This window comes from Streptomyces sp. NPDC056128, from assembly GCF_042263835.1.
GTDB lineage: Bacteria > Actinomycetota > Actinomycetes > Streptomycetales > Streptomycetaceae > Streptomyces.
Genome location: NZ_JBHJVQ010000026.1, coordinates 67402 through 91103, shown reverse-complemented (window position 1 = coordinate 91103; position 23702 = coordinate 67402). Strand labels below are relative to the sequence as shown.

Here is a 23702-nt window from a genome sequence, read left to right as displayed (position 1 = left end):
GACGGCGGTGCCTCACGGGCGGTCCGGCCGGCCGTCCCCGTGGAGCCAGTCGTCCCAGATCTTCGTGAAGTCCTCGTCCGGCGCCGACTTCTCCACGAAGGCCGTGAAGTCCTCGGTGTCCGCGTTGCCGTGGCGGTGCGCGGTGGCCCAGCCCCGCAGCAGGGCCAGGAAGGCGTCGTCGCCGACCTTCTGGCGGATCTTGTGCAGGACCATCGCGCCGCGCTGGTAGACGGGGCTCGCGGAGATGTGTTCGGCGTCGGGCGGGTCGGCGGGCGGGAACGCCCAGATCGAGTCGCCCTCGTCCTCGTCGTCGTAGTAGGTCCCGTCGTAGAGCGCGTCGAAGGTCTGCTGGGCGGTGTCGCCGCCCTCGTCCTCCTCCCACAGCCACTCGGCGTAGGTGGCGAAGCCCTCGCTGAGCCACATGTCCCGCCAGGTCTTCGGGCTGACCGAGTTCCCGTACCACTGGTGGGCGAGTTCGTGGACGAGCAGGACCGGGTCGGGGGCGCCGGGGAAGTAGGGCCGGTTCTGGGTCTCCAGCGCGTATCCGGCGTCCTCGACCCGGTCGACGATCGCGCCGGTGGAGGAGAAGGGGTACGGGCCGAAGTTCTCCTCGCCCCACTCCACGACCTCGGGAATCCGTGCCAGGACCTTGCGGCTCGCGTCGGACTGCTGCGGGTCGACGGCCGTGTACACCGGCAGACCGGCGTCGGTGGTGGAGCGGTCGGTCTCCCACTCGCCGACGGCGACCGTGGCCACGTGGCTCGACATCGGCTCGGCCGTGTGCCAGGTGAACGTCGTACGGCCGCCACGGGTCCGCTCGTCCCGCAGCTCCCCGTTGGAGACCACGCCGAAGCCCTCCGGCACGGTCACGGCGAGGTCGTACGTCGCCTTGTCCGAGGGGTGGTGGCTGCCGGGGAACCACGCCATCGAGCCGACCGGCTGGCCGAGCGCCACCGCGCCGTCGGCGGTGGGCAGCCAGCCCTCCTCGGAGTCGTCGGGGTCGGTCACCGTCTGAGGTTCGCCGGAGTAGCGGACGCTCACCCGGAACGTCTCCCCGTCGTGCAGCTCGTCCGCCGGGCGGACGGTCAGCTCCTGCCCGGCCCGGTTGAAGCGGGCCTCCCGGCCCTCGACCGTGATCTCCTCGACGTCCAGGCCCTTGAGGTCGAGGTCGAAGGCCGACAGGTTCCGGGTGGCGCGGGCGGTGATCGTCGCGGTGCCGGCGAGATGCTCGTCGTCGGGCTCGTAGGCCAGCCTCAGGTCGTAGTGGCCGATGTCGTAGCCGCCGTTGCCCGCCTTCGGGAAGTACGGATCGCGTACGCCCGAGCCACCGGGACCGCCGTCCACGGCGCCGCCACCGCTGCACGCCGCGAGGGCGGTGACGGTGGCGGCGGCTATGAGGGGACGGGAGATGCGCACGTCGTGATCCTATGCGGCGTTTCACGTGAAACGCCCGTTGGGACCGGGTGTCGGGGCCCTATGGGCAGCCCCGCTGCCCCTGGGTCCTGGGCCTAGTTCAGCGCCTCGGCGCCCGCCCGCGCGAACTTCTCGTCCAGGGTGCCGGACGGGGCGCCCGCGACACCGATCCCGGCGATCGGCGCCTTGCCGGCGGTGACCGGGACGCCGCCGCCCAGGAACAGGGTGCCCGGGATGTCCTTCAGGTTCGGGGCGTTCTCCAGGCGGCCCTCCAGCTCGCTGGTCGGGGCGTTCCAGGAGACCGCGGTGAACGCCTTCTTCTCGGCCGACTCGTAGGACTGCGGGCCGGCGCCGTCACCGCGCATGGTGAGGATCGTGTTGCCGTTGCGGTCGACGACCGCCACCGTGATCCGCTGACCCTCCTTCTTCGCGGCCTTCAGCGCGGCCTGCGCCGCCTCGGTGGCGGCGTCGATCGTCAGGTGCGTGGAGGTCGTGGTGTCGCGCTGGCCGGCCGAGGCGGGGACGGCGGACGCGGCGGAGTCCCGGCCGCTCTCCGGAGCGGAGGCGTTCGCGGCCACCGTGCCGAAGGTGCCGGCGGCGACGGCGGCGAGCACGGCGCCTCCGGTGGCGATGCGGGCGCGTCGGGAGAGGGTCTTCTTCATGGCGGTCTGCTCCTCGGGGTCGGGCCGGATCGGGCGCTGTGCTGCGTCCGCTCTCCACCCTCCGTCCCGCCGCCCCGCTGCCCGGTCGCCGTTCCGGCTGCTCCCGGACGACGGAACGGGCGAGGCCGGGGTCGTCCGATCGGCTGACCCGGACACCCCCCGCACAGGGCACCATGGGTGTGTTCGGGCAGCTCAGCGCCCTCCTGCGGCACGTTGGGGGCACGAACCGGAAAGGAGGCGCGCGGATGCCGAAGCCGTACGACCCCGACACCCGGTGGCTCGGCGCCGTCATGCACGCGGCGTTCTTCCTGCTGCTCGGCGGCGCCCTCGCCCGCTTCCTGCTGCGCCACCCCGGCGAGCCCCGCACCCCGTGGATCCTCGCCCTGTCCCTCGCGCTGGCCCTGCTGCACCTGCTCGGGCCGGTCCTGAGCGGGCCCGGGGAGCGGCCCACCGGGCGGCGCGTGGCCTGGCTGGGCCTGGTGGTCGTGGTGTGGATGGTGCTGGTCGTCCTCGCGCCCAGCTTCTCCTGGTGCGCGGTGCCCCTCTTCTACACCGGCCTGCGCACCCTGCCGCCCCGGGCGGCGCTCGTGCTGGTCGGCGTCCTGACGGTGTTCGTGGTCGCCGCGCAGTTCCGGCTCGCCGGGCGCTTCGACCCGAACCTGCTGCTGGCCCCGCCCGCCGTCGCCGCCATCGCCACCGCCGTGTTCCTGCACACCGAACGGCAGACGGCCCGGCAGCGCGCCCTGATCGACGACCTGATCCGCACCCGCCGCGAACTCGCCGCCTCCGAGCGCCGCGAGGGCACCCTCGCCGAACGCCAGCGGCTGTCCATGGAGATCCACGACAGTCTCGCGCAGGGCCTGTCCAGCCAGCGGATGCTGCTCCAGGCGGCCGAGCGGGTCTGGGGGGCCGACCCGGACAAGGCCCGCGCCCATGTCCGGGGCGCCGCCTCCGTCGCCGAGCACAACCTCGCCGAGGCCCGCCGCTTCGTCCACGACCTCGCCCCGGCCGACCTCGCCCGGGGCGGCGGCCTGGCGGCGGCGCTGCGCGCACTGGCCGCGCGGGAGTCCGGCGACGACCTCACCGTGCGCGTCCACGTCGACGACGGCGCCCGCGTCCCGCCGCTGCCCGACCGCGTCCAGTCGGCCCTGCTGCGCATCGCGCAGGGCGCCCTGGCCAACGTCCGGGAGCACGCGGGCGCGTCCACCGCCGCGCTCAGCCTCACCCTCCTCGACGACCAGGTCGTGCTGGACGTCACCGACGACGGGCACGGCTTCGACCCGGCCGCCCTGCCCGACGCCCCCGCCGGCGTGCGGGGCCACGGACTGCCCGCGATGCGCGCCCGGCTGCGCCAGCTCGGTGGCACCCTGACCGTCGAGTCCGCCCCCGGCGAGGGCACCGCCCTGTCCGCCGCCGTCCCCCTGGACCCGCCCCGCACCGACCCGGCCGACGCCCAGGAGGCACCCCGATGACCGACCCGGCAGCCGGCGCTCCCGCCCCCGTGCGCATCCTGGTCTGCGACGACCACGTCGTCGTACGGGCCGGGCTGCTCGCCCTGCTCGACAGCGCCCCCGGCATCGAGGTGGTCGGCGAGGCCGGCACCGGCGAGGAGGCGCTCGCGCTCGCCGGGCGGCTGGCGCCGGACGTGGTGCTGATGGACCTCCAGCTCGGCGAGGGCATCGACGGCGTGGAGACCACCCGCCGCCTCACCGCGGCCCCGGCGACGGGCTCCGGCGGCCGCACACCGCACGTACTGGTCCTGACCACGTACGACACGGATGCCGACATCACCCGCGCCATCGAGGCCGGCGCCACCGGCTACCTGCTGAAGGCGGAGCGCCCCGAGGAACTGTTCGCCGCGATCCACGCCGCCGCCCAGGGCCGTACGGCGCTGTCGGGGCCGGTCGCCAGCCGGGTGATGGCCAACATGCGGCGCCCGCGGCCCTCCCTCACCGACCGCGAGCGCGACATCCTGGCGCAGCTCGCCACCGGGCTCGGCAACCGGGAGATCGCCCGCGCCCTGTTCATCAGCGAGGCCACGGTCAAGACCCATCTGCGCCGGATCTACGACAAACTCGGCGTCGACACCCGCGCGGGCGCGGTCGCCGTGGCCAAGGAGCAGCGCCTGCTGCCGTGACGGAGACGCCGAAGGCCCCCCGGCCGGACGTCCGGGGGGCCTTCGTACGGAATTGCTCGGCGGGCGAACGTCAGACGCTCACGCCGAAGTCCTGGGCGATGCCGACCAGGCCCGAGGCGTAGCCCTGGCCGACGGCGCGGAACTTCCACTCGGCGCCGTTGCGGTACAGCTCGCCGAAGACCATGGCGGTCTCGGTGGCGGCGTCCTCGGACAGGTCGTAGCGGGCGATCTCGGCGCCGCCGGCCTGGTTGAGGATGCGGATGTAGGCGTTGCGCACCTGGCCGAAGTTCTGCGAGCGGTTCTCGGCGTCGTAGATCGAGACCGGGAAGACGATCTTCTCGATGTCGGCCGGCAGACCCGCCAGGTTGACGTTGATCGCCTCGTCGTCGCCGGCGCCCTCGCCGGTGCGGTTGTCACCGGTGTGGACGATGGTGTTGTCCGGCGTCTGCTTGTTGTTGAAGAAGACGAAGTGACCGTCCGAGTAGACCTTGCCCTGCGTGTTGACCGCGATGGCCGACGCGTCGAGGTCGAAGTCGGTGCCGGTGGTGGTACGGACGTCCCAGCCGAGGCCCACGGTGACTTCGGTCAGGCCCGGAGCCTCCTTGGTGAGCGAGACGTTGCCACCCTTGGACAGGCTTACAGCCATTGTTGGGAGTCCCTTCCCTCGTTTACGTACGGCAAGAAAGCTACAGCTACCCCCATGAACGTCGAGGGGGGTACGTAAGGTTCCAGCTCTCTTTACTTTCTTTACCGAGTCCGGAACCGAGGATATTCGGGTGACGTGACCCGTACGGGGACGGGAACATGGACGGCATGTCCGGTCCCCATGTCATCCGCGGTTCCGTCTCCCTGCCCGAGGCCGAGCTGGTCTGGCGCTTCTCGCGCTCCTCTGGGCCGGGCGGTCAGCACGTCAACACCACCGACACGGCGGTCGAGCTGCGCTTCGACCTGGCGCGGACCCAGGCGCTGCCCGAGGTGTGGAAGCAGCGGGCGCTGGAACGGCTGGCCGGGCGCCTGACCGACGGCGTCGTCAGCGTCCGCGCCTCCGAGCACCGCTCCCAGTGGCGCAACCGCGAGACCGCCGCGGTGCGCCTGGCGGCGCTGCTCGCCGAGGCCACCGCGCCCCCGCCGAAGCAGCGTCGCCCCACCCGCATCCCGCGCGGCATCAACGAACGCCGCCTGCGCGAGAAGAAGCAGCGCTCCCAGACCAAGCGGGGGCGCTCCGCGCGGGACTGGGGGTGACCGACGCGGGGGTTCCCGTTGTGCCTGTCCGCGGGTCCGTCGTGGCTGGGCGCGCAGTTCCCCGCGCCCCTTTCGGGGCGCGTTCCGCGGTGTTCAGCCCAGCTCCAGCACGCCCACCGTCTCGCCCTCGCTCGTCTCCCCGTCGGTGCGGAAGCCCAGGCCCAGGTAGAAGCCCTCGGGACCGTTCGGGCCCGGATGCCACGTCACCCAGCACTCCTTGCCGCCGCGGCGGCGGACCTCCTCCGCCACCGACTCCATGGCGAAGCGGCCGTAGCCGCGGCCCTGTTCGCCGGCCGCGATGTTCAGCCGCCACAGGCCCGAGCGCAGGACGCTGCCGTCCTCGTACCAGTCGATGTCGAAGAAGGCCATCAGGAAGCCGACCGGACGGTCGCCGTCCACGATCAGCCGGGGCCAGGCGACGCCGTGATGGACGTACGCCTCGGCGAGGGACTTCACCACCGGGTCCACGGCGAACTCCTGCTCCGGGCGCACCCGGATGCCGGTGGCGGCCTCGAAGTTCGCGGAAGTGATCGTCTCCAGGCGGAGACCGGCGTTCGTCGTCATGCGCGCACCCTAGGGCCTGTCGGACCATTCCCGTCTGCCTCGCGACGCCATGCACGCACTCTCGCCGCACCGGGCGCAGAGCCAAGTACGTCCAGTAAGAGGCTCTACGCCCGGCACGGCGAGAGCACGCACCTGACGCCGCGAGGCCGCCCTCCGGGCGACGACGGGAATGGTCCGACAGGCCCTAGGCAGGCGGCGCGAGGACGGGCGAGTGAATTGCGGCTCAGCCCAACTGGCGGTACCGGCCCCGGAAGTACGTCAGCGGCCCCCCGTCCGCGCTCGGCAGCGAGGCGGTCAGCACCCGGCCGATGACCAGCACGTGGTCCCCGGCCGGCACCCGCTGCTCGGTGCGGCACTCCAGGGTGGCCAGGGCGCCCCCGGCCAGCGGCGCCCCGGTCGCTTCGCCGCGCACGTAGGGGATGTCCGCGAAGAGGAGGCGGTCGCTGATCCGGCCCTTCATCGCGAAGCGGCCCGCGATGTGCCGCTGGCTCTCGGAGAGCACGGAGACCGCCCACAGGGGCTGCTCGTCGAGCAGGTCGTCCATGCGGGAGCCCGTCCGCAGGCTGACCAGGACCAGCGGCGGGTCCAGGGAGACCGACATGAACGCCGTGGCCGTCATCCCGACGTCCTCGCCGCCCGGCGCCAGCGGGTCGTCGGCGTCGAGCGGCGGCTCCTGGGCGGTCACCAGGACCACGCCCGAGGCCAGCCGGGACATGGCGGCACGGAATTCCTCGTTGCTCACCCCCTCAGCATGCCCGGCGGCGGGCGACGGCAACGGGAACGCGGGGGACGCGTGGGACGTGAGAGAAGGAGTATTCGGCACCCCGCCACGCTAATCTCCGGGCCGTTCGCCGGACATCGGGCCCCGGTCCGAACCGGGACCTAGGACCACGGACGGAGACGTGCGCATACCTACAAAATTTGCGTTCAGTAAACGCACAGGGAAAACGCAGAAACCCCACTCAATTGTTCATCTTTTGCTGTGACTTGAGTCACAAGGGGCGGTAATTGTTGACCCTGTGTACCGAGTGGGGAGCGCGCTGTGATTCAGTGGCGGGGAACCTGCAAGGGCACCATCAGTAAGGGCGCCGGAGAGATCCCTTGATTCGCTGCGAGGTCTCGGGGGGAGGGCGAGCATGGAGACCGAGTCGGAGCCCTACGTCCGTCTTGCGTCCCTGCGGCAACTGCACCAGGCCATGGCCGACATGAACAAGGCCCGCAGCCTGGCCGACACCCTGCAGGCCGTCGCCGACGGCGTCGTCCAGGCCCTGGGGTACGAGCTGGCCTGCGTCAACCTGGTCCGTCCCGACGGCGACCTCGTCGTCGCCGCCTTCGCCGGCAACCCGGCCGCCGAGGCCCTCATCACCGGCCGCTCGGGCTCCCGCGAGTCCTGGGACCGGCGGCTGAACATGGGCGAGCAGTGGGGCGACCTGATCTTCATACCCCACACCGAGGGCTGGATCCTCGACGACGACGACGTCCCGCAGTGGTACACCGACGGACCCGCGCCCCGCTTCGAGGACGAGTGGCACCCCTCGGACCGCCTCTTCGCCCCGATGTACGCGCCGGGCCCGCAGGGCGGCGGCAGCAGCGGCGAGCTGATCGGCGTCCTGTCCGTGGACCGGCCGCGCAACGGCCGCCGCCCCGGCGCCTGGGGCCGCGAGGCCCTGCAGATGTACGCCTTCCAGGCCGCCATCGCCATCAGCAACGCCCGGCTCCGCTCCAACATGCAGCGCGCCCTGGTCCGCCTGGAGCGCGACCAGCAGGCGCTCAGGGCCAGCGAGGAGAGCTTCCGCCAGGCCTTCGAGTACGCCCCCTCGGGCATGGCCATCGCCGAGATGGGCGGCGACCAGCACGGCCGGATCCTGCGCACCAACGACGCGCTCTGCCGCCTCCTGGGCCGCCCCGCCTCCGCGATGCGCCGCTACGCCTTCTCCGACCTCGTCCACCCCGAGGACATCGGCACCCTGCTGCGCACCTCCGCCGAGGGCGGCCGGGCCGAGCTGCGCCTGGGCCGCCGCGACGGCACCTACGTCTGGGTCTCGCTGCGCAACAGCGTCGTCGCCGACGCCGCCGACGGGCCCCGTTTCCTGCTCACCCACGTCGAGGACATAGAGGAACGCAAGCGCCGCGAGCTCCAGCTCGCCCACCGCGCCTCCCACGACTCCCTCACCGGGCTGCCCAACTCCGCCGAACTGCGCTCCCGCCTCGCCGCCCGGCTCTGCCAGCGCCCGCAGTCCTCGCACGCGGCCGTCGCGGACGCCATGGACGCCGCCTACGGGCATCCCGCCGTCTTCGACTCCGGCGGCCACACCTTCGACTTCAGCGCGCCCGCCGAGCCCTACGGGGCCTACGACCACCATGTGCACGCGGTCGCCCCCGAGGACGGCCGGGACGACGGCACCAAGGGCCTCGCGGTCCTCTTCTGCGACCTGGACGGCTTCAAGTCGATCAACGACCGGTTCGGGCACAACGCGGGCGACGCCGTGCTCATCGAGGTCGCCCGCCGGCTCGGCGGCGGCGTCCGCGACGGCGACACGGTGGCCCGGCTCGGCGGCGACGAGTTCGTGATCCTCGCCAACGGACTCGGCCGCGCCGACGCCCAGGACCTCGCCGTACGCCTGCGCAACGAGATCATCCAGCCGATCCGGGCCGAGGGCCGGGCCGTCCGCGTGGGCGCCAGTTTCGGCATCGGATGGGCACACTGCGGCATGACGGCGGACGAGGTGTTGAAGTCAGCTGACGAACGGATGTACGTCGAGAAACGATCTCGTCCCAAACAGCACCGCCGGGCCGGATGATCAGCAGGTCAGCGCGCTGATGCGGTCTGAGTCACCCGTTTGGGTCAGCCCGAGCGGGTAGGCTCGCCATCTCACACCTGTACCGCAACGCACCGCATCTGGTTAGGAGACCAAGGGATGACGCCCGGCAACAACGGCGCGAGCACGCCCGAGGACGACGACCCCTTCGGCTATCTCTACGCCGACGGGCAGGCCAACGGGGCCCAGCCGCCGTCGGGTGGCTACGGCTACCCCAACTCCGTCAACCGGGTGCGCCCCGTCGGTACACGGCAGTACGGGGCACCGCAGCACCAGGGCGCCCAGACCGCCGCCCACGGCCAGGCCGCCCCGCCGCAGCAGGGCGCCTACGGTCAGCCGCAGGGCGCCTACGGGCAGCCGAACGCGCACTACGCCGCGCCGGAGATGTTCCCCGGCGGCGGTGGCGGTTCTCACACCGGCGCGCAGCAGTCCGGGCACGGCGGGGGCGGCGGACGCCGCGGCCCCAACACCAAGGGCCTGCTGATCGGCGCGGTCGCCGTGGTCGCCGCCGTGGTGATCGGCATCGCCGTCGCCATGACGAGCAGCGGCTCGGACGACGACAAGGGCGGCAACGAGGCGGGCGGCGACCCCACCACCGGCCAGTCCCAGACCACCGAACCGAGCGCGTCCGCGAGCGACGGGGCGGAGGAGGAGGTCGACCTGCCCGCGGCCGATGCCAAGACCCTGCGGCTGTCGCCCGGTATGACCACGGCCTCGGACGTCAAGGGCGCCGAGGCGGACGGCGGCGTCTACGTCACGGGCTTCAACCAGGTCGGCGCCAAGGTCACCTGGACCGTCAACGGCATCGAGAAGGCCGGCAGCTACCGGCTGAACGTGCGCTACGGCATCCCGGGCGTCGACGCCAACGCCACCCTGGTGATCAACGGCAAGGCCGAGTCCCGTCCGCTGAACATGAAGAACTTCGGCGGCACACCCCAGGGCGACTGGGAAAAGGGCTGGCAGACCACCTGGGCCAACGTGAACCTCACCGAGGGCACCAACACCATCGAGCTCGCCTGCAACGCGGGCAACAAGTGCGACGCGGTCCTCGACCAGTTCTCGCTCTCGACCGAGTAACCGCCCCCTTGGGGGCTCAGGCCGCCCCGGCCTCCGCCGTCACCGCGACCCCCCGCCCGATCAGCTCCTCGTACGCCGCCCGGTCGAACTCGCCGGCCACCGGTGCGAGGACCGTCGCCGCGGACAGGGCGACCGCGCGGGCCAGCCGGTCCGGCCAGGGCAGGTGCTCGACCAGGCCGGAGAGCAGGCCCGCGACCGCCGAGTCGCCCGCGCCGGTCGGGTTGCCGTGCACGTGGGCGGGGGGCGCGGCACGCCAGCGGCCCTCCGGGGTCACCGCGAGCAGCCCCTCCGCGCCCAGCGAGGCGATCACCGAGCGGGCGCCGCGGCGCCGGGCCGCCTGGGTGGCCCGCAGCGGCTCGTGCGAGCCGGTCAGCTCGGCCAGCTCGTCGGCGTTCGGCTTGATCAGGTCCGGGCGGGCGGCGACGCCCCGCCGCAACGGCTCCCCGCTGGTGTCGAGCAGCACCGGCACGCCCGCGGCGCGCGCGGACCGCACCAGACCGGCGTAGGCGCCCACCGGGACGCCCGGCGGCAGGCTGCCGCACAGCGCCACCGCGGAGGCACCGGCGAGCAGCTCCTCGTACGTGTCCTGGAAGGCGTTCCACTCGGCGGGTGCGACGGCCGGGCCCGGTTCGTTGAGCTGGGTGGTGTCGCCGGTGCGTTCGTCGACGACGGCGATGGTGCGCCGGGTGGCCCCGGCGACCGGCACCAGCGCGTCGGCCACCCCGCGCACGCCGGCCAGTCCCTCGCGTACGACGCCGCCGGTGGTGCCGCCCGCGAAACCGGTGACCGTCACCTCGTGCCCGAGGGCCGCCAGCACCCGGGCCACGTTCAGCCCCTTGCCGCCGGCCCGCTCCGTCACGTCGGTGACCCGGTGGGACGCGTGCGGCCGCAGGGACCGGACCCGGTAGGTGATGTCGAGAGCGGTGTTGAGCGTGACGGTGAGGATCACCGGTACCGACCTCCCCCGATCGCCTCCGGCCGTCTGTCCCGGAGATGTTTTCCGAAGACACGATCATGCCAAACGGACGGCGGTCGGCCCAGTCCCCCCGTCGGATCAGCCCAGTTGGGGCTCGACCACCCAGGCGCCGTGGCGCATCACGCCCCGCACGTCGAAGGCGTCGTCCAGCACCACCAGGTCGGCGTCCTTGCCGGGCTCCAGTGAGCCGATCCGGTCGCCGAGGCCGAGCAGCCGGGCCGGGTTGGCGGAGATCGCCGTGACGACGTCCCCGACGGGCAGCCCGTCGACCGTCACCGCCCGCTTGAAGGCGCGGTCCAGGGTCAGCGTGGAGCCCGCGATCGAGCCGCCCTCCACCAGCCGGGCCACCCCGTCCGCGACCTCGACCTCCATCGGGCCGAGCAGATAGCGGCCGTCGCCGAAGCCGGCCGCGTCCATCGCGTCCGTGATGAGCGCGACCCGGTCCGCGCCCGCGTGGTGGAAGGCCAGCTGGAGCGAGGCCGGGTGCAGATGCGTGCCGTCGTTGATCAGCTCGACGGTGATCCGCTCGTCCTCGAGGAGCGCGGCGATCGGGCCGGGGGAGCGGTGGCCGAGCGGCGGCATCGCGTTGAAGAGGTGCGTGGCGACCGTGGCGCCCGCGTCGATGGCCTGGAGCGTCTGCTCGTACGTCGCGTCCGTGTGCCCGACCGCCGCGATCACGCCGTGCTCCGCGAGCAGCCGTACGGAGTCCAGGCCGCCCGGCAGCTCGGTCGCCAGCGTGACCATCTTCGCGTGCCCGTGCGCGGCGTCGACCAGCTTGCGGACCTCGGCCGGATCGGGGTCGCGCAGCAGTTGCTCGTCGTGCGCGCCCTTGCGGCACGGGGAGATGAAGGGCCCCTCGAAGTGGATGCCGGCGATGTCGCCCTGCTGGGCCAGTTCGGCGAGCATCCCCGCGTGCCGGGCGAGGAAGTCCAGGTCGCCGGTGACGGCGGAGGCGACCGTCGTGGTGGTGCCGTGCCGGCGGTGGGTGTCGACGCCCTTGAGGATCTCCTCGGGGGTGCCGCCGGCGAAGGAGGCGCCGCCGCCGCCGTGGTTGTGGATGTCGACGAAGCCGGGCACCACCCAGTGGCCCGACAGGTCGAGGACTTCCGCGCCGGGGGGTGCCGTGTCCGCGATCCGGGTGCCGTCGACGATCACGCGGCCGTCGTCCACGGTCCCGGTGGGCAGTACCACCCGGGCACCGGCGAGAACCTTGCTTGGGGCCATCAGGTGGTTACCTCCGGGGGAGTCGCGGTCGTGGGGGTGGTGCCGGTCGGTTCGGTGCCGAGCAGGTCCCAGGCGAGCAGCCCGGCACCCAGGCAGCCGGCGGTGTCCCCCAGCGCCGCGGGGACGATCTCCGGCAGCTTCTGGAAGGTGACGCGCCGCCGCACGGCGTCCCGCAGCGGTGTGAACAAGGTTTCCCCCGCCTCGGCGAGGCCGCCACCGATGATCAGGACGCGCGGGTCCAGCAGAGTGAGCGCGGTGACCAGTCCGTCGGCCAGCGCGTCCACGGCGTCCTGCCAGACCGCGAGCGCGCGGGCGTCGCCCGACTCGACGGCCTTGGCGCAGTCGGCGGCGTCCGCGGCCGGGTCGCCCGAGGCTTCGGCCCACGCCTGGCTGACCGCCGACGCGGACGCGAACCGCTCCAGACAGCCGCGCTGCCCGCACGGGCACGGGATGCCGCCGGGCCGCACGACGACGTGGCCGATCTCGCCCGCGAAGCCGTGGGCGCCCGACTCCACCCGGCCGTCGATGCCGATGGCGCCCGCGATGCCGGTGCCCAGCGGCACGAACAGGAACCGGTCGGCGCCCTGTCCGGCCCCGATCCGCCCCTCGGCGAGCCCGCCGGCGCGCACGTCGTGGCCGAGGGCGACGGGGACGGCGCCGAGCCGGTCGCCGAGCAGGGCCCGCAGGGGTACGTCGCGCCAGCCGAGGTTGGCCGCGTACACGGCGGTGCCGTGCTCCTCGTCGATGATGCCGGGGACGGCCACGCCGGCCGCGCGGGCGGGCTCGCCGAACCGGTCGGCACCGTGGGCGCGCAGTTCGGCGGCGAAGTCGAGGATGCCCGCGACCACCGCCTCGGGCCCGCGCTCGCGGCCGGTGGCCCGGCGGGCCCGGTGCAGCAGCTCGCCCCCGGACCCGACGAGGGCGGCCTTCATCCCGGTGCCGCCCACATCGAGGGCGATGACATGTCTCACGGGGACAGTGTGGCCCGTTGACCCGGGAGAGGTCTAGTCCACTGCCGTGGTGTAGACCTTAATCCGTTAAACGAACAGGCACAGGGTTGGGGATTCAGGTGCAGCGGCGTAGGACAGGAACGATCGCGGTGGTGTCCGCACTGGGCATGACGGCGGTCCTCGGCGGCTGCGGCCTCACCGGCGACTCCGGCGAGGTGACCCTGAAGCTGGTCGCCGCCGACTACGGCGACAGCAAGGACAACAGCTCCCAGAACTACTGGGACGAGCTGGTCAAGTCCTACGAGGCCAAGAACCCCGACGTGCACGTCGAGGTGGACGTCTACTCCTGGAACGACGTCGACCGGAAGGTCCGGGAGATGGTCGAGGCCGGTGAGGCGCCCGACATGGCGCAGATCGGCGCGTACTCCGACTACGCGGACAAGGACCTGCTCTACGCGGCCGACGACGTGCTCTCGATCCCGGTCCAGGCCGACTTCGTCTCCCAGCTCGCGGGCGCCGGCCAGGTCAACGGGGTCCAGTACGGGCTGCCCTTCGCGGCCTCCACCCGCGTGCTCTTCTACAACAAGACCCTCTTCGCCGAGGCCGGCCTCACCCCGCCCAAGTCCTGGGACGACCTCGCGGAGGCGGCCGAGGCGCTCGACGAGAAGGGCGTGGAGTACCCGTACGCCCTGCCGCTGGGCGCCGAGGAGGCGCAGGCGGAGACCATGCAGTGGATGCTCAGCGGCGGGGGCGGCTACACCGACGACGTCGGCACGTACTCCGTCGACTCGCCGCAGAACGTCACCACCTTCACCTGGCTCCGGGACGAGCTGGTCGGCAAGGGCCTCACCGGCCCGATCGCCCCCGGCAAGTTCAACCGCGCCGACGCCTTCGCCGCCTTCGCCAACGGCGACGTCGGCATGCTCAACGGCCACCCCTCGCTGATGAAGATGGCCTCCGACAAGGGCGTGAAGTACGGCATGGTGACGACCCCCGGCGTCGACGGCGAGAGCCAGAACACGCTGGGTGTCTCCGACTGGATGACGGCCTTCAAGAAGAACGGCCACCAGGAGGAGATCGGCGACTTCCTCGACTTCGTCTACAGCGACGAGAACGTCCTCGACTTCTCCCGCCAGTACGACCTGCTGCCGGTGACCACCTCCGCGTCCCAGGTCATGAGCACCGCGGCGGAGGACAAGAACCTCAAGCCCTTCCTGGACGAACTGCTGCTCTCCCAGCTGTACCCGGTCGGCAAGACCTCCTGGGCCTCGGTCAGCGCGGACGTCAAGAAGCGCATCGGCCAGGCGGTCGCCCCCGGCGGCAGCCCCCAGGAGGTGCTCGCCCAGATACAGGCGACCGCGATGCGGGTGGGCAGCGCGGAGTAGCGGCCGCGCTGTCGGTGGCGGGCGCTACGGTGCCGTACATGGACCTGGGAGAGCTGGCCGAGCGGGAGCGCGGCATCCTCGCGCTGGAGCGCCGCGGCTTCCCCGGCCCCGGCGCGAAGGAACGCGCGATCCGCGAGGAGCTGGGCCTGGCCCCCGTCCGCTACTACCAGCTCCTCAACGCCCTCCTGGACGACCCCCGCGCCCTGGCCACCGACCCGGTCACGGTCAATCGCCTCCGCCGGATACGGGAGTCGCGCCGCACGGAGCGGTGAGGCGGCGATGAGGTTGCCGTCCGCGTCGGCGGGATAGGTTCGCGGTATGGGCAGCCACCAGGACTCCACCCGTGCCGACTCCCCGGACCACCTGCCGACCCCCTCGACGGCGGCCGGACGCGCGGGGCTCGACGCGCTCCTCGCCGACCCCGGCCGTGCGGTGATCGCGCTGGACTTCGACGGCACGCTGGCCCCGATCGTCGCCGACCCCGACCGGGCGCGGGCCCACCCGGAGGCCGTACCGGCGCTCGCGGCCCTCGCCCCGAAGGTCGCCGCCGTCGCGGTGATCACCGGCCGCCCGGCCGAGGTCGCCGTCCGGCACGGCGGCTTCGCGGACGTCCCGGGCCTCGACCACCTCGTCGTCCTCGGCCACTACGGCGCCGAGCGCTGGGACGCCGCCACCGGCACCCTCACCACGCCCGAACCGCATCCCGGCGTCGCCGCCGTCCGCGCGGAGCTGCCGGGCCTGCTGGAGCGGTCCGGGGCCGGGCAGGGCACCTGGACCGAGGAGAAGGGCCACGCGGTCGCCGTCCACACCCGCCGCGCCCCCGACCCGCAGGCCGCCTTCGACGTCCTGCGCGTCCCCCTCACCGACCTGGCCTCCCGGCACGGCCTGATCGTCGAACCGGGCCGCATGGTCCTCGAACTGCGCCCACCCGGCATGGACAAGGGCGCGGCGCTACGGGCGTACGTCCGCGACACGGACGCCGCGTCCGTCCTCTACGCCGGCGACGACCTCGGCGACCTCCCCGCCTTCGCGGCGGTCGACGTCCTGCGCGCCGAGGGCACCCCGGGCCTCCTCGTCTGCAGCGGCAGCGACGAGGTCCCGGACCTCAGAAAGGGCGCCGACGTGGTGGTCGACGGCCCGACGGGGGTGGTGCGACTACTGCGCGCCCTGGCCACGCGCCTCGCCTAGCCGCCCCCGCCGCCGCCTGCAGGCAGTCGTGCTGCCTAGGGCGCCCCCGCCGCAGCCTGCGGGCATGCGTGCCGCCTGGGGCGGCACGGGTGGGCGCAGGCGGCACCCCGCTACGCCGGGCCACGGACACCCACCCAGCCCCAACGCCGGGCACCCGCCATCAAGCCCTCAGCGCATCCAACTGCTCAAGAAACCACCGCGCCGGAGGCAGCGCCGTCCCCGCCGCGGCCAGCCGCTTCGAGCGCTCGGCACGCTCCGCCGGGGCCACGGACAGCGCGGTGTGCAGCGCCTCCGCCGTCCCGGACACGTCGTACGGGTTCACCACCACCGCGTCCTCGCCCAGCTCCTCGTACGCCCCCGCCTCCCGCGACAGCACCAGCACGCACCCCTCGTCGGAGACGACCGGCACCTCCTTCGCGACCAGGTTCATCCCGTCCCGCACGGGGTTGACGAGGGCCACGTCGGCCAGCCGGTACGCCGCCAGCGACCGCGCGAAGTCGTCCTTCACGTGCAGCACGACCGGCGTCCAGTCCGCCGTACCGAACTCCTCGTTGACGGAGTCGGCGACCCGCCGCACCTCGCCCGTGTAGTCCCGGTACACGGCGAGATCCTGCCGCGACGGGTAGGCGAACGCGACGTGCACCACCCGCTCCCGCCACTCCGGCCGCGCCACCAGCAGCTCGCGGTAGGCCAGCAGCCCCCGCACGATGTTCTTGGACAGCTCGGTGCGGTCCACCCGCACGATCGTGCGGCGGCCCTCCCCGATCTCCTCCCGCAGCGCCGCCATCCGCTCGTCCACGTCGGCCTCATGCGACCGCGCGCGCAGGAAGTCCGCGTCCGCGCCGAGCCCGTGCACGCCGGTCTCCGTACCGCCGAGCCCGCCCACCAGGGCGTCGCAGCACGCGGTGAACGCGTCGGCCCAGCGCCGGGTGAGGAACCCGAGCCGGTCGGCGCCGAGCATGCCGCGCAGCACCTGCTCGGCGATGTCGTCCGGCAGCAGCCGGAAGTAGTCGACCGGCGCCCACGGCGTGTGCGAGAAGTGACCGATCCTGAGGTCCGGCCGCAGCTCGCGCAGCATCCCCGGCACCAGCGTCAGGTGGTAGTCCTGCACGATCGCGACCGCGCCCTCGGCGGCCTCCTCGGCCAGCGCCTCCGCGAAGCTCCGGTTGTACGCCTCGTAGGAGGCCCACTGCCGCCGGAACTCCGCGTCGAAGACCGGCTCCAGGGGCGTCTGGTAGAGCATGTGGTGCACGAACCACAGCACGGAGTTGGCGACCCCGTTGTACGCGTCCGCGTGCACGTCCGCCGGCACGTCCAGCATCCGCACGCCGTCCTCGCCGACCCCGCGCCGCACCGCCTCGCGGTCACCCTCGCCCAGCGCGGAGCACACCCACAGCGCCCCCGCGTCCGGCCCGATGGCCGACAGCCCCGAGACCAGCCCGCCACCACCCCGTTTCGCGCGCAGCGCCCCGTCCTCACCCACCTCGTACGAGACCGGCCCCCGATTGGAGGCGACCAGCACCTGAGCAGCACCGAAGCTTGAAGCCATACGCCTCAACCTAGCCCGGCCCCGAAATACTCAAACGTGGTCGCGCGTCACCTCAATGGTGATTCAGTCACGCGTCTTGTGCAGAAAGTGTGAACAGGAAGAGGATGTGCAGTGCACATTTCAACTTTCTGGGGGGTGGGCGCATCATGCCCATACGTACGCGACACCCGCGCACGCGCAGACTCGCCGGCACGGCGGCACTGATCACGGCCTCCGCACTGGCCCTGGCCGGCTGCGGCGACGGGGACATCGGTGCGAAGGAGGACAGCCGGCCCGCGTCGGCCACCGCCACTGCCACTCCGAGCAGCAGCCCCACCCCCGAGGCCGCCCTCAGCACCGAGACCCCGACGCCCACGCCGACCCCGACGCCCACCGCCGTCACGTTGCCGGACCTCACCGGCCGCGGCATCGGGGCGGCCGTCCTCGCCGCCGAGAAGGCGGACGTCGACTACACCGTGCGCCTCCAGGGCACCGGGCAGCGGGCCTCCTCCTGGGGCAGCGGTGAGAAGGCCTGCGGGCAGAGCGGTGGCTCCGGCGCCGTGACCTTCACCGTCCCCCGCGACGGCCGCGACTGCGCCGGGCGTCTGCTGCACACCCCCAAGCCGACCCCGAAGCCGTCGAAGACGCGGGACAGCGGCACGGGCGGTACCGGCGGCGGTACCGGCGTGTGCGAACTGATGAGCCCCGCGGGCAACTGCTACGCCGACGGCCAGTTCTGCGCCAAGAAGCACCGCGGCCTGAGCACCCACGGCCGCGGCGGCGAGTACCTGACCTGCGAGCAGGACTCGGGCGGCGTCTGGCGCTGGTCGGACGGCGTCTCCGGCTGACGCCTACGCCACCCGCCGCGCCGCGTACTCCGCGATCTCCGTCATCGGTGGCCGTTCCTCCGTGTCCACGGCGTGGGTGCGGGGCTCGAAGCCCGTGGGGCCGCGTTCGAACTGGGTGAGGGTCGGGCGGACCAGGTGGCCGCGGGCGAGGCGGAGCTGGGCGGTGCGGTAGATGGCGGCGGACATGCGGCCCAGGGCCTGGCCGTCCTGGTGGTGGTGGCGGCGGACGCCGACGTCGACCTGGGCGAGGGCGTCCAGGCCGACCAGGTGCAGGGCGTCGACCAGCATGCCCAGCTCGACGCCGTAGCCGACGGGGAAGGGGAGCCGTTCCAGCAGGGAGCGGCGGGCCGCGTACTCGCCGCCGAGCGGCTGTACGAAGCCGGCCAGCAGCGGCCAGTGCAGGTTGAGCAGCGGGCGGGCCACCAGCTCGGTGACCCGGCCGCCCTGGCCCGGAGTGGTGCCGAGGGGGCGGTCGTACATCGCCTTGACGAGCTGGACGTCCGGTTCGGTGAGCAGCGGGCCGACGATCCCGGAGACGAAGTCGGCGGAGAACTCGCGCAGGTCGGCGTCGACGAAGCAGACGATGTCGCCGCCGGTGACCAGCAGCGAACGCCACAGCACCTCGCCCTTGCCCGGCACCGCCGGGACACGCGGCAGGATCGCGTCGCGGTGCACGACCCGCGCGCCCGCCGCCGCGGCCACCGCCGACGTACGGTCGCTCGACCCGGAGTCCACCACCACGATCTCGTCGACGAGCGGAGCCCGGACCATCAGCTCGCGGCGGATCACCGTGACGATCTCGCCGACCGTCGCCTCCTCGTCGAGGGCCGGGAGCACCACGCTGACCGTCTGCCCGGTGGCCTGTTTGGCGGCCAGCAGCTGCCGGATCGGCCGGTCCCCGGCGGACCAGGAACGCGCGCTCAGCCAGCGCTCGACTTCTTCCAGCACGGTCCCAGGGCTCCTTCGTGATCAGTTGTGATCCATCTCGCGGTACGGACGACTATCTCAACCGTCCTGGCCTTCGGTTACAGTCTTGAACAACGCGCAGGACCACCGCATGCCGGGGTCGCCGCGCGTACCAGCGAAAAACAACTTCATACCGCTCATCCAGAGGGGCAGAGGGATACGGCCCGTTGAAGCCCCGGCAACCCTCCAGTCGGTTCTTGTCACACAGACGTGGCGAGGCTCCCGACTAGGGAAGGTGCCAAATCCGTCTCACGGCGAGATGCGTCGTGAGGAAGATGAGGAGAAAGGGCCTCGCCTCCATGGCTGTGCAGACTGCCGAAACCTCCACGAACACCCCGGGCGCCACCGACACCACCGTCGACCTCGGCCCCGCCGCCGCCCTGAGCTGCCGGGAGTGCGGCCACCGGGTCCCGCTCGGCCCGCTCTTCGCCTGCCAGGAGTGTTTCGGCCCGCTGGAGATCGCCTACGACTTCTCGGCCTACGACACCGAGGAACTCCGCAAGCGGATCGAAGCGGGCCCCGCCAACATCTGGCGCTACGCCCCCCTGCTGCCCGTCCCCGCCGACGTGGCCGACAAGCCGAACATCAACCCGGGCTGGACCAAGCTGGTCAAGGCCGACAACCTGGCCCGCGAGCTGGGCGTCACCGGCGGTCTCTACGTCAAGGACGACTCCGGCAACCCGACGCACTCCTTCAAGGACCGCGTCGTCGCCCAGGCCCTGGAGGCCGCCCGCGCCTTCGGCTTCACCACCCTCTCCTGCTCCTCCACCGGCAACCTCGCCGGTGCCGTCGGCGCCGCCGCCGCCCGGGCCGGCTTCCGCTCCTGCGTGTTCATCCCGCACGACCTGGAGCAGGGCAAGGTCGTCATGGCCGCCGTCTACGGCGGCGAGCTGGTCGGCATCCAGGGCAACTACGACGACGTGAACCGCTTCTGCTCCGAGCTGATCGGCGACCCGGCCGGCGAGGGCTGGGGCTTCGTCAACGTCAACCTGCGGCCGTACTACGCCGAGGGCTCCAAGACCCTCGCGTACGAGATCTGCGAGCAGCTCGGCTGGCGGCTGCCCGACCAGATCGTCGTCCCGATCGCCTCCGGCTCCCAGCTCACGAAGATCGACAAGGGGCTGCAGGAGCTGATCAAGCTCGGGCTGGTCGAGGACAAGCCGTACAAGATCTTCGGCGCCCAGGCCGAGGGCTGCTCGCCGGTGTCCACGGCGTACAAGGCCGGCCACGACGTCGTACGCCCGCAGAAGCCGGACACCATCGCCAAGTCGCTGGCCATCGGCAACCCCGCCGACGGGCCCTATGTCCTGGACATCGCGCGGCGTACCGGCGGTGCGGTGGAGGACGTGACCGACGCGCAGGTCGTGGACGCGATCAAGCTGCTCGCCCGGACCGAGGGCATCTTCGCGGAGACCGCCGGTGGTGTGACGGTGGGGGTCACCAAGAAGCTGGTCGAGAGTGGCTTGCTGGACCCGTCGCTCACCACGGTCGTCCTCAATACCGGTGACGGTCTGAAGACGTTGGACGCGGTGGCGGACACGGGGCTGACTGCGACCATTCGTCCCAACCTCGACTCGTTCCGTGAGGCCGGCCTCGAGTAAGACAGCTTGTACGTCGTCTGCGGGCTGGTGGGGGCTGGTCGCGCAGTTCCCCGCGCCCCTAGGTAAGTCAACTTGACCGGAGGTTCAAGTGAGCGTCAACGTCCGCATCCCTACCATCCTGCGCACCTACACCGGTGGCCAGGCCGAGGTCAGTGCCGAGGGTGCGAATCTCGGTGAGGTCATCTCCGACCTGGAGAAGAACCACACCGGTATCGCCGCCCGCGTCCTGGACGACCAGGGCAAGCTGCGCCGCTTCGTCAACGTCTACGTCAACGACGACGACGTGCGCTTCGAGCAGGGCCTGGAGACCGCCACCCCGGACGGCGCGGGCGTCTCCATCATCCCGGCGGTCGCCGGCGGCTGATCACGCCGTTGGTTACCGCTGGTAATCGTGGTGACGCAGAGTTCATCGAATTGCCCCCTCCGTAAGAGAAGCGGAGGGGGCAATTCCATTGGATTGAGCGCGGTAGAGTTGGGGAACACGCTCCCGATCAAGGCATCGGGAACCTTGAATTCCTGCCGCCCGCCCGACAAGAAACAGCCAAAGTGTGGGTGTGTTTCGCGGCTTTTGTGACTTTTGTGTGCCCCGACTTGACCCACATTCAGGGGAAAGCTCGTCATATTCCGGACCGGGTACGTCCAGATTTCTCGTCCGATTGACCTGTTGCAGACGGCAGTTGGACAGATACATTCAGCCGCGGTCGACGCGTTCCGGCGCACGCCCCCAGTCGTGGGGGGTGAGGTCTGACCCGGGTCCGCGAAGTGCGGATCTGTGCAAGGGCCAGTAATAGGGGAGTTAGGCATGGCTCAGGGCACCGTCAAGTGGTTCAACGCGGAGAAGGGGTACGGCTTCATCGCGGTCGACGGTGGTGCGGATGTTTTCGTCCACTACAGCGCGATTCAGATGGACGGCTACCGCACCCTCGAAGAAGGCCAGCGGGTCGAGTTCGAGATCTCGCAGGGTCAGAAGGGCCCGCAGGCCGACATGGTTCGCCTCAGCGCCTGAGACGTTCGGCCACCGCAAGTAAACGGTTCTTCTCCGAAGGGCCCGCACCTCCCCGGAGGTGCGGGCCCTTCGGGCTGCCCGGACCCGGGGCGCGCCCGGTGTTCGCGGGTGGCTGAGCGGGCGGCCGGATCCCCCGGAGGCGCTTGCACTCGATGGGGTCGAGTGCTAATCATTGGCGTTAGCACTCTGAAGGTGAGAGTGACAACGAAGGACCGGGTCGGTGAGGCCCGCAGGCCGGGTGGGGAAGGAACCACGAGGTCGGCGAGCCGTCCGTCGCGGGCGCGGGCGCGGTCCGAAGGAATCACCCCCAGTCCTGGAGGGACCACTTCACATGGCCAAGATCATCGCGTTCGACGAGGAGGCACGGCGCGGCCTCGAGCGCGGCATGAACCAGCTCGCGGACGCCGTCAAGGTGACGCTCGGCCCCAAGGGCCGCAACGTCGTCCTCGAGAAGAAGTGGGGCGCCCCCACGATCACCAACGATGGTGTCTCCATCGCCAAGGAGATCGAGCTCGAGGACCCGTACGAGAAGATCGGCGCCGAGCTGGTCAAGGAAGTCGCCAAGAAGACGGACGACGTCGCCGGTGACGGTACGACCACCGCGACCGTTCTCGCCCAGGCCCTGGTCAAGGAAGGCCTGCGCAACGTCGCGGCCGGCGCCAACCCGATGGCCCTGAAGCGCGGCATCGAGAAGGCCGTCGAGGCCGTCTCCGCCGCCCTGCTCGAGCAGGCGAAGGACGTCGAGACCAAGGAGCAGATCGCCTCCACGGCCTCCATCTCCGCCGCCGACACCCAGATCGGCGAGCTGATCGCCGAGGCCATGGACAAGGTCGGCAAGGAAGGCGTCATCACCGTCGAGGAGTCCCAGACCTTCGGTCTGGAGCTGGAGCTCACCGAGGGTATGCGCTTCGACAAGGGCTACATCTCGGCGTACTTCGCCACCGACATGGAGCGTATGGAGGCGTCGCTCGACGACCCGTACATCCTGATCGCCAACTCCAAGATCGGCAACGTCAAGGACCTGCTGCCGCTCCTGGAGAAGGTCATGCAGTCGGGCAAGCCGCTGCTGATCATCGCCGAGGACGTCGAGGGCGAGGCCCTGTCGACCCTGGTCGTCAACAAGATCCGCGGCACCTTCAAGTCCGTCGCCGTCAAGGCCCCGGGCTTCGGTGACCGCCGCAAGGCCATGCTCGGCGACATCGCCATCCTCACGGGCGGCGAGGTCATCTCCGAGGAGGTCGGCCTCAAGCTGGAGAACGCGTCCCTGGACCTCCTGGGCCGCGCCCGCAAGGTCGTCATCACCAAGGACGAGACCACCATCGTCGACGGCGCCGGCTCGACCGACCAGGTCAACGGCCGCGTCAACCAGATCCGCGCCGAGATCGAGAACAGCGACTCGGACTACGACCGCGAGAAGCTCCAGGAGCGCCTGGCGAAGCTGGCCGGCGGCGTGGCCGTCATCAAGGCCGGTGCCGCCACCGAGGTCGAGCTCAAGGAGCGCAAGCACCGCATCGAGGACGCCGTTCGCAACGCGAAGGCGGCCGTCGAGGAGGGCATCGTCGCCGGTGGTGGCGTGGCCCTGCTCCAGGCCTCCCAGGTCTTCGAGAAGCTGGAGCTGTCGGGTGACGAGGCGACCGGCGCCAACGCCGTGAAGCTCGCCCTGGAGGCCCCGCTGAAGCAGATCGCCGTCAACGGTGGTCTCGAGGGCGGCGTCGTCGTGGAGAAGGTCCGCAACCTCCAGGTCGGCCACGGCCTGAACGCCGCGACCGGTGACTACGTCGACATGATCGCCGAGGGCATCATCGACCCGGCGAAGGTGACCCGTTCCGCGCTGCAGAACGCCGCCTCCATCGCCGCGCTGTTCCTCACCACCGAGGCCGTCATCGCCGACAAGCCGGAGAAGGCCGCCGCGGCCGGTGCTCCGGGCGGCATGCCGGGCGGTGACATGGACTTCTGATCGACCGGTTCCGGTTGATCGAGCGTCCCGCACGAACCGAGGGCGGCACTCCCCGAGCGGGGGGTGCCGCCCTCGGCGTTGTCCCGGACCGGGGCTGTGGGCCGGATCACGCCCCGGCGGGTGCGGTGGGCGGAATGAGGGCTGGTGGATGCGGGGTTC

General features: G+C 71.9%; 23 protein-coding genes and 1 riboswitch. Of the genes, 13 read left to right on the top strand and 10 right to left on the bottom strand.

All coding sequences use genetic code 11. The features are described from left to right. Window positions 1-12: 12 nt before the first annotated feature. Both ACFC1X_RS31955 and ACFC1X_RS31950 read right to left on the bottom strand, forming a co-directional pair. Window positions 13-1416, bottom strand: coding sequence for a M1 family metallopeptidase (locus tag ACFC1X_RS31955; protein ID WP_376360402.1), 1404 nt, complete (start codon window positions 1414-1416; stop codon window positions 13-15). 92 nt (window positions 1417-1508) lie between these two features. Beyond that, on the bottom strand, window positions 1509-2075 hold the full coding sequence (locus ACFC1X_RS31950; protein ID WP_376360399.1) for a heme-binding protein: 567 nt from the start codon (window positions 2073-2075) through the stop codon (window positions 1509-1511). Window positions 2076-2320: 245 nt separating this feature from the next. Here ACFC1X_RS31950 and ACFC1X_RS31945 point away from each other — a divergent pair, with 245 nt between their 5' ends. Continuing rightward, window positions 2321-3547, top strand: coding sequence for a sensor histidine kinase (locus ACFC1X_RS31945; protein WP_376360396.1), 1227 nt, complete (start codon window positions 2321-2323; stop codon window positions 3545-3547). Then, window positions 3544-4212 carry a response regulator gene (locus ACFC1X_RS31940; RefSeq protein WP_376360393.1) on the top strand — a complete coding sequence of 223 codons (669 nt, stop codon included), beginning with the start codon at window positions 3544-3546 and terminating at the stop codon, window positions 4210-4212. Before ACFC1X_RS31945 ends, ACFC1X_RS31940 begins: the two co-directional genes overlap by 4 nt. A gap of 70 nt (window positions 4213-4282) precedes the next feature. On the opposite strand, the gene ACFC1X_RS31935 is transcribed toward ACFC1X_RS31940, so the two are convergent. After that, window positions 4283-4858 (bottom strand): TerD family protein, encoded by a 576-nt coding sequence (locus ACFC1X_RS31935; RefSeq protein WP_361735019.1) that lies wholly within the window; start codon window positions 4856-4858, stop codon window positions 4283-4285. Between the two features lie 158 nt (window positions 4859-5016). On the opposite strand from ACFC1X_RS31935, the gene arfB reads away from it, so the two are divergent. Then, the gene (arfB, locus tag ACFC1X_RS31930; protein WP_376360389.1) at window positions 5017-5454 is read left to right on the top strand and encodes an alternative ribosome rescue aminoacyl-tRNA hydrolase ArfB; all 438 of its coding nucleotides are present in this window, start codon (window positions 5017-5019) and stop codon (window positions 5452-5454) included. 93 nt (window positions 5455-5547) lie between these two features. Here arfB and ACFC1X_RS31925 read toward each other — a convergent pair whose 3' ends face one another. Together ACFC1X_RS31925 and ACFC1X_RS31920 are read right to left on the bottom strand one after the other, a co-directional pair. Next, the gene (locus ACFC1X_RS31925) at window positions 5548-6018 is read right to left on the bottom strand and encodes a GNAT family N-acetyltransferase (RefSeq protein WP_376360386.1); all 471 of its coding nucleotides are present in this window, start codon (window positions 6016-6018) and stop codon (window positions 5548-5550) included. A gap of 223 nt (window positions 6019-6241) precedes the next feature. Beyond that, window positions 6242-6841: a flavin reductase family protein gene (locus ACFC1X_RS31920; RefSeq protein WP_376360383.1), complete on the bottom strand. Its 600-nt coding sequence runs from the start codon at window positions 6839-6841 to the stop codon at window positions 6242-6244. 313 nt (window positions 6842-7154) lie between these two features. Here ACFC1X_RS31920 and cdgB point away from each other — a divergent pair, with 313 nt between their 5' ends. Together cdgB and ACFC1X_RS31910 are read left to right on the top strand one after the other, a co-directional pair. Continuing rightward, the gene (cdgB, locus tag ACFC1X_RS31915) at window positions 7155-8819 is read left to right on the top strand and encodes a diguanylate cyclase CdgB (RefSeq protein WP_376360380.1); all 1665 of its coding nucleotides are present in this window, start codon (window positions 7155-7157) and stop codon (window positions 8817-8819) included. A 117-nt stretch (window positions 8820-8936) separates the two neighbouring features. After that, a complete protein-coding gene (locus ACFC1X_RS31910) occupies window positions 8937-9914 on the top strand; it encodes a CBM35 domain-containing protein (RefSeq protein WP_376360377.1) in 978 nt (325 codons plus the stop codon). Window positions 9915-9930: 16 nt separating this feature from the next. On the opposite strand, the gene ACFC1X_RS31905 is transcribed toward ACFC1X_RS31910, so the two are convergent. From ACFC1X_RS31905 to ACFC1X_RS31895, 3 genes are all read right to left on the bottom strand, one after another. Then, window positions 9931-10863 (bottom strand): 1-phosphofructokinase family hexose kinase, encoded by a 933-nt coding sequence (locus ACFC1X_RS31905; protein WP_376360374.1) that lies wholly within the window; start codon window positions 10861-10863, stop codon window positions 9931-9933. Window positions 10864-10968: 105 nt separating this feature from the next. Then, window positions 10969-12114: an N-acetylglucosamine-6-phosphate deacetylase gene (gene nagA, locus ACFC1X_RS31900; protein WP_376360371.1), complete on the bottom strand. Its 1146-nt coding sequence runs from the start codon at window positions 12112-12114 to the stop codon at window positions 10969-10971. Continuing rightward, complete coding sequence (locus ACFC1X_RS31895; RefSeq protein ID WP_376360444.1) at window positions 12114-13046, bottom strand: ROK family protein; 933 nt, start codon at window positions 13044-13046, stop codon at window positions 12114-12116. Before ACFC1X_RS31895 ends, nagA begins: the two co-directional genes overlap by 1 nt. Before the next feature lie 185 nt (window positions 13047-13231). On the opposite strand from ACFC1X_RS31895, the gene ACFC1X_RS31890 reads away from it, so the two are divergent. The 3 genes from ACFC1X_RS31890 to otsB are packed head-to-tail and all read left to right on the top strand — an operon-like array spanning window position 13232 to window position 15637. Continuing rightward, window positions 13232-14449 carry an extracellular solute-binding protein gene (locus tag ACFC1X_RS31890; RefSeq protein WP_376360441.1) on the top strand — a complete coding sequence of 406 codons (1218 nt, stop codon included), beginning with the start codon at window positions 13232-13234 and terminating at the stop codon, window positions 14447-14449. 38 nt (window positions 14450-14487) lie between these two features. Continuing rightward, window positions 14488-14721, top strand: a complete 234-nt coding sequence (locus ACFC1X_RS31885) for a DUF3263 domain-containing protein (protein ID WP_125494788.1) — start codon at window positions 14488-14490, stop codon at window positions 14719-14721. A 46-nt stretch (window positions 14722-14767) separates the two neighbouring features. Further along, window positions 14768-15637 (top strand): trehalose-phosphatase, encoded by an 870-nt coding sequence (otsB, locus tag ACFC1X_RS31880; protein ID WP_376360367.1) that lies wholly within the window; start codon window positions 14768-14770, stop codon window positions 15635-15637. A gap of 160 nt (window positions 15638-15797) precedes the next feature. Here otsB and ACFC1X_RS31875 read toward each other — a convergent pair whose 3' ends face one another. Then, entirely contained in the window at window positions 15798-17186 is a 1389-nt protein-coding gene (locus tag ACFC1X_RS31875; protein ID WP_376360365.1) for a trehalose-6-phosphate synthase, read from the bottom strand. Between the two features lie 146 nt (window positions 17187-17332). Here ACFC1X_RS31875 and ACFC1X_RS31870 point away from each other — a divergent pair, with 146 nt between their 5' ends. Then, window positions 17333-18013, top strand: coding sequence for a hypothetical protein (locus ACFC1X_RS31870; protein WP_376360362.1), 681 nt, complete (start codon window positions 17333-17335; stop codon window positions 18011-18013). A gap of 3 nt (window positions 18014-18016) precedes the next feature. Here the strand turns inward: ACFC1X_RS31870 and ACFC1X_RS31865 are convergent, their stop codons facing one another. Beyond that, window positions 18017-18961 carry a glucosyl-3-phosphoglycerate synthase gene (locus ACFC1X_RS31865; RefSeq protein WP_376360360.1) on the bottom strand — a complete coding sequence of 315 codons (945 nt, stop codon included), beginning with the start codon at window positions 18959-18961 and terminating at the stop codon, window positions 18017-18019. Window positions 18962-19113: 152 nt separating this feature from the next. Continuing rightward, a riboswitch (SAM riboswitch) is annotated at window positions 19114-19261 on the top strand. Between the two features lie 17 nt (window positions 19262-19278). On the opposite strand from ACFC1X_RS31865, the gene thrC reads away from it, so the two are divergent. The 4 genes from thrC to groL all read left to right on the top strand — a co-directional run bounded on the left by thrC (window position 19279) and on the right by groL (window position 23543). After that, window positions 19279-20580: a threonine synthase gene (gene thrC / locus ACFC1X_RS31860; RefSeq protein ID WP_376360357.1), complete on the top strand. Its 1302-nt coding sequence runs from the start codon at window positions 19279-19281 to the stop codon at window positions 20578-20580. 88 nt (window positions 20581-20668) lie between these two features. Then, window positions 20669-20944, top strand: coding sequence for a MoaD/ThiS family protein (locus tag ACFC1X_RS31855; RefSeq protein WP_122619603.1), 276 nt, complete (start codon window positions 20669-20671; stop codon window positions 20942-20944). 438 nt (window positions 20945-21382) lie between these two features. Further along, a complete protein-coding gene (locus ACFC1X_RS31850) occupies window positions 21383-21586 on the top strand; it encodes a cold-shock protein (protein WP_004929928.1) in 204 nt (67 codons plus the stop codon). A gap of 331 nt (window positions 21587-21917) precedes the next feature. Continuing rightward, the gene (groL, locus tag ACFC1X_RS31845; RefSeq protein WP_376360353.1) at window positions 21918-23543 is read left to right on the top strand and encodes a chaperonin GroEL; all 1626 of its coding nucleotides are present in this window, start codon (window positions 21918-21920) and stop codon (window positions 23541-23543) included. Window positions 23544-23702: the final 159 nt, after the last annotated feature.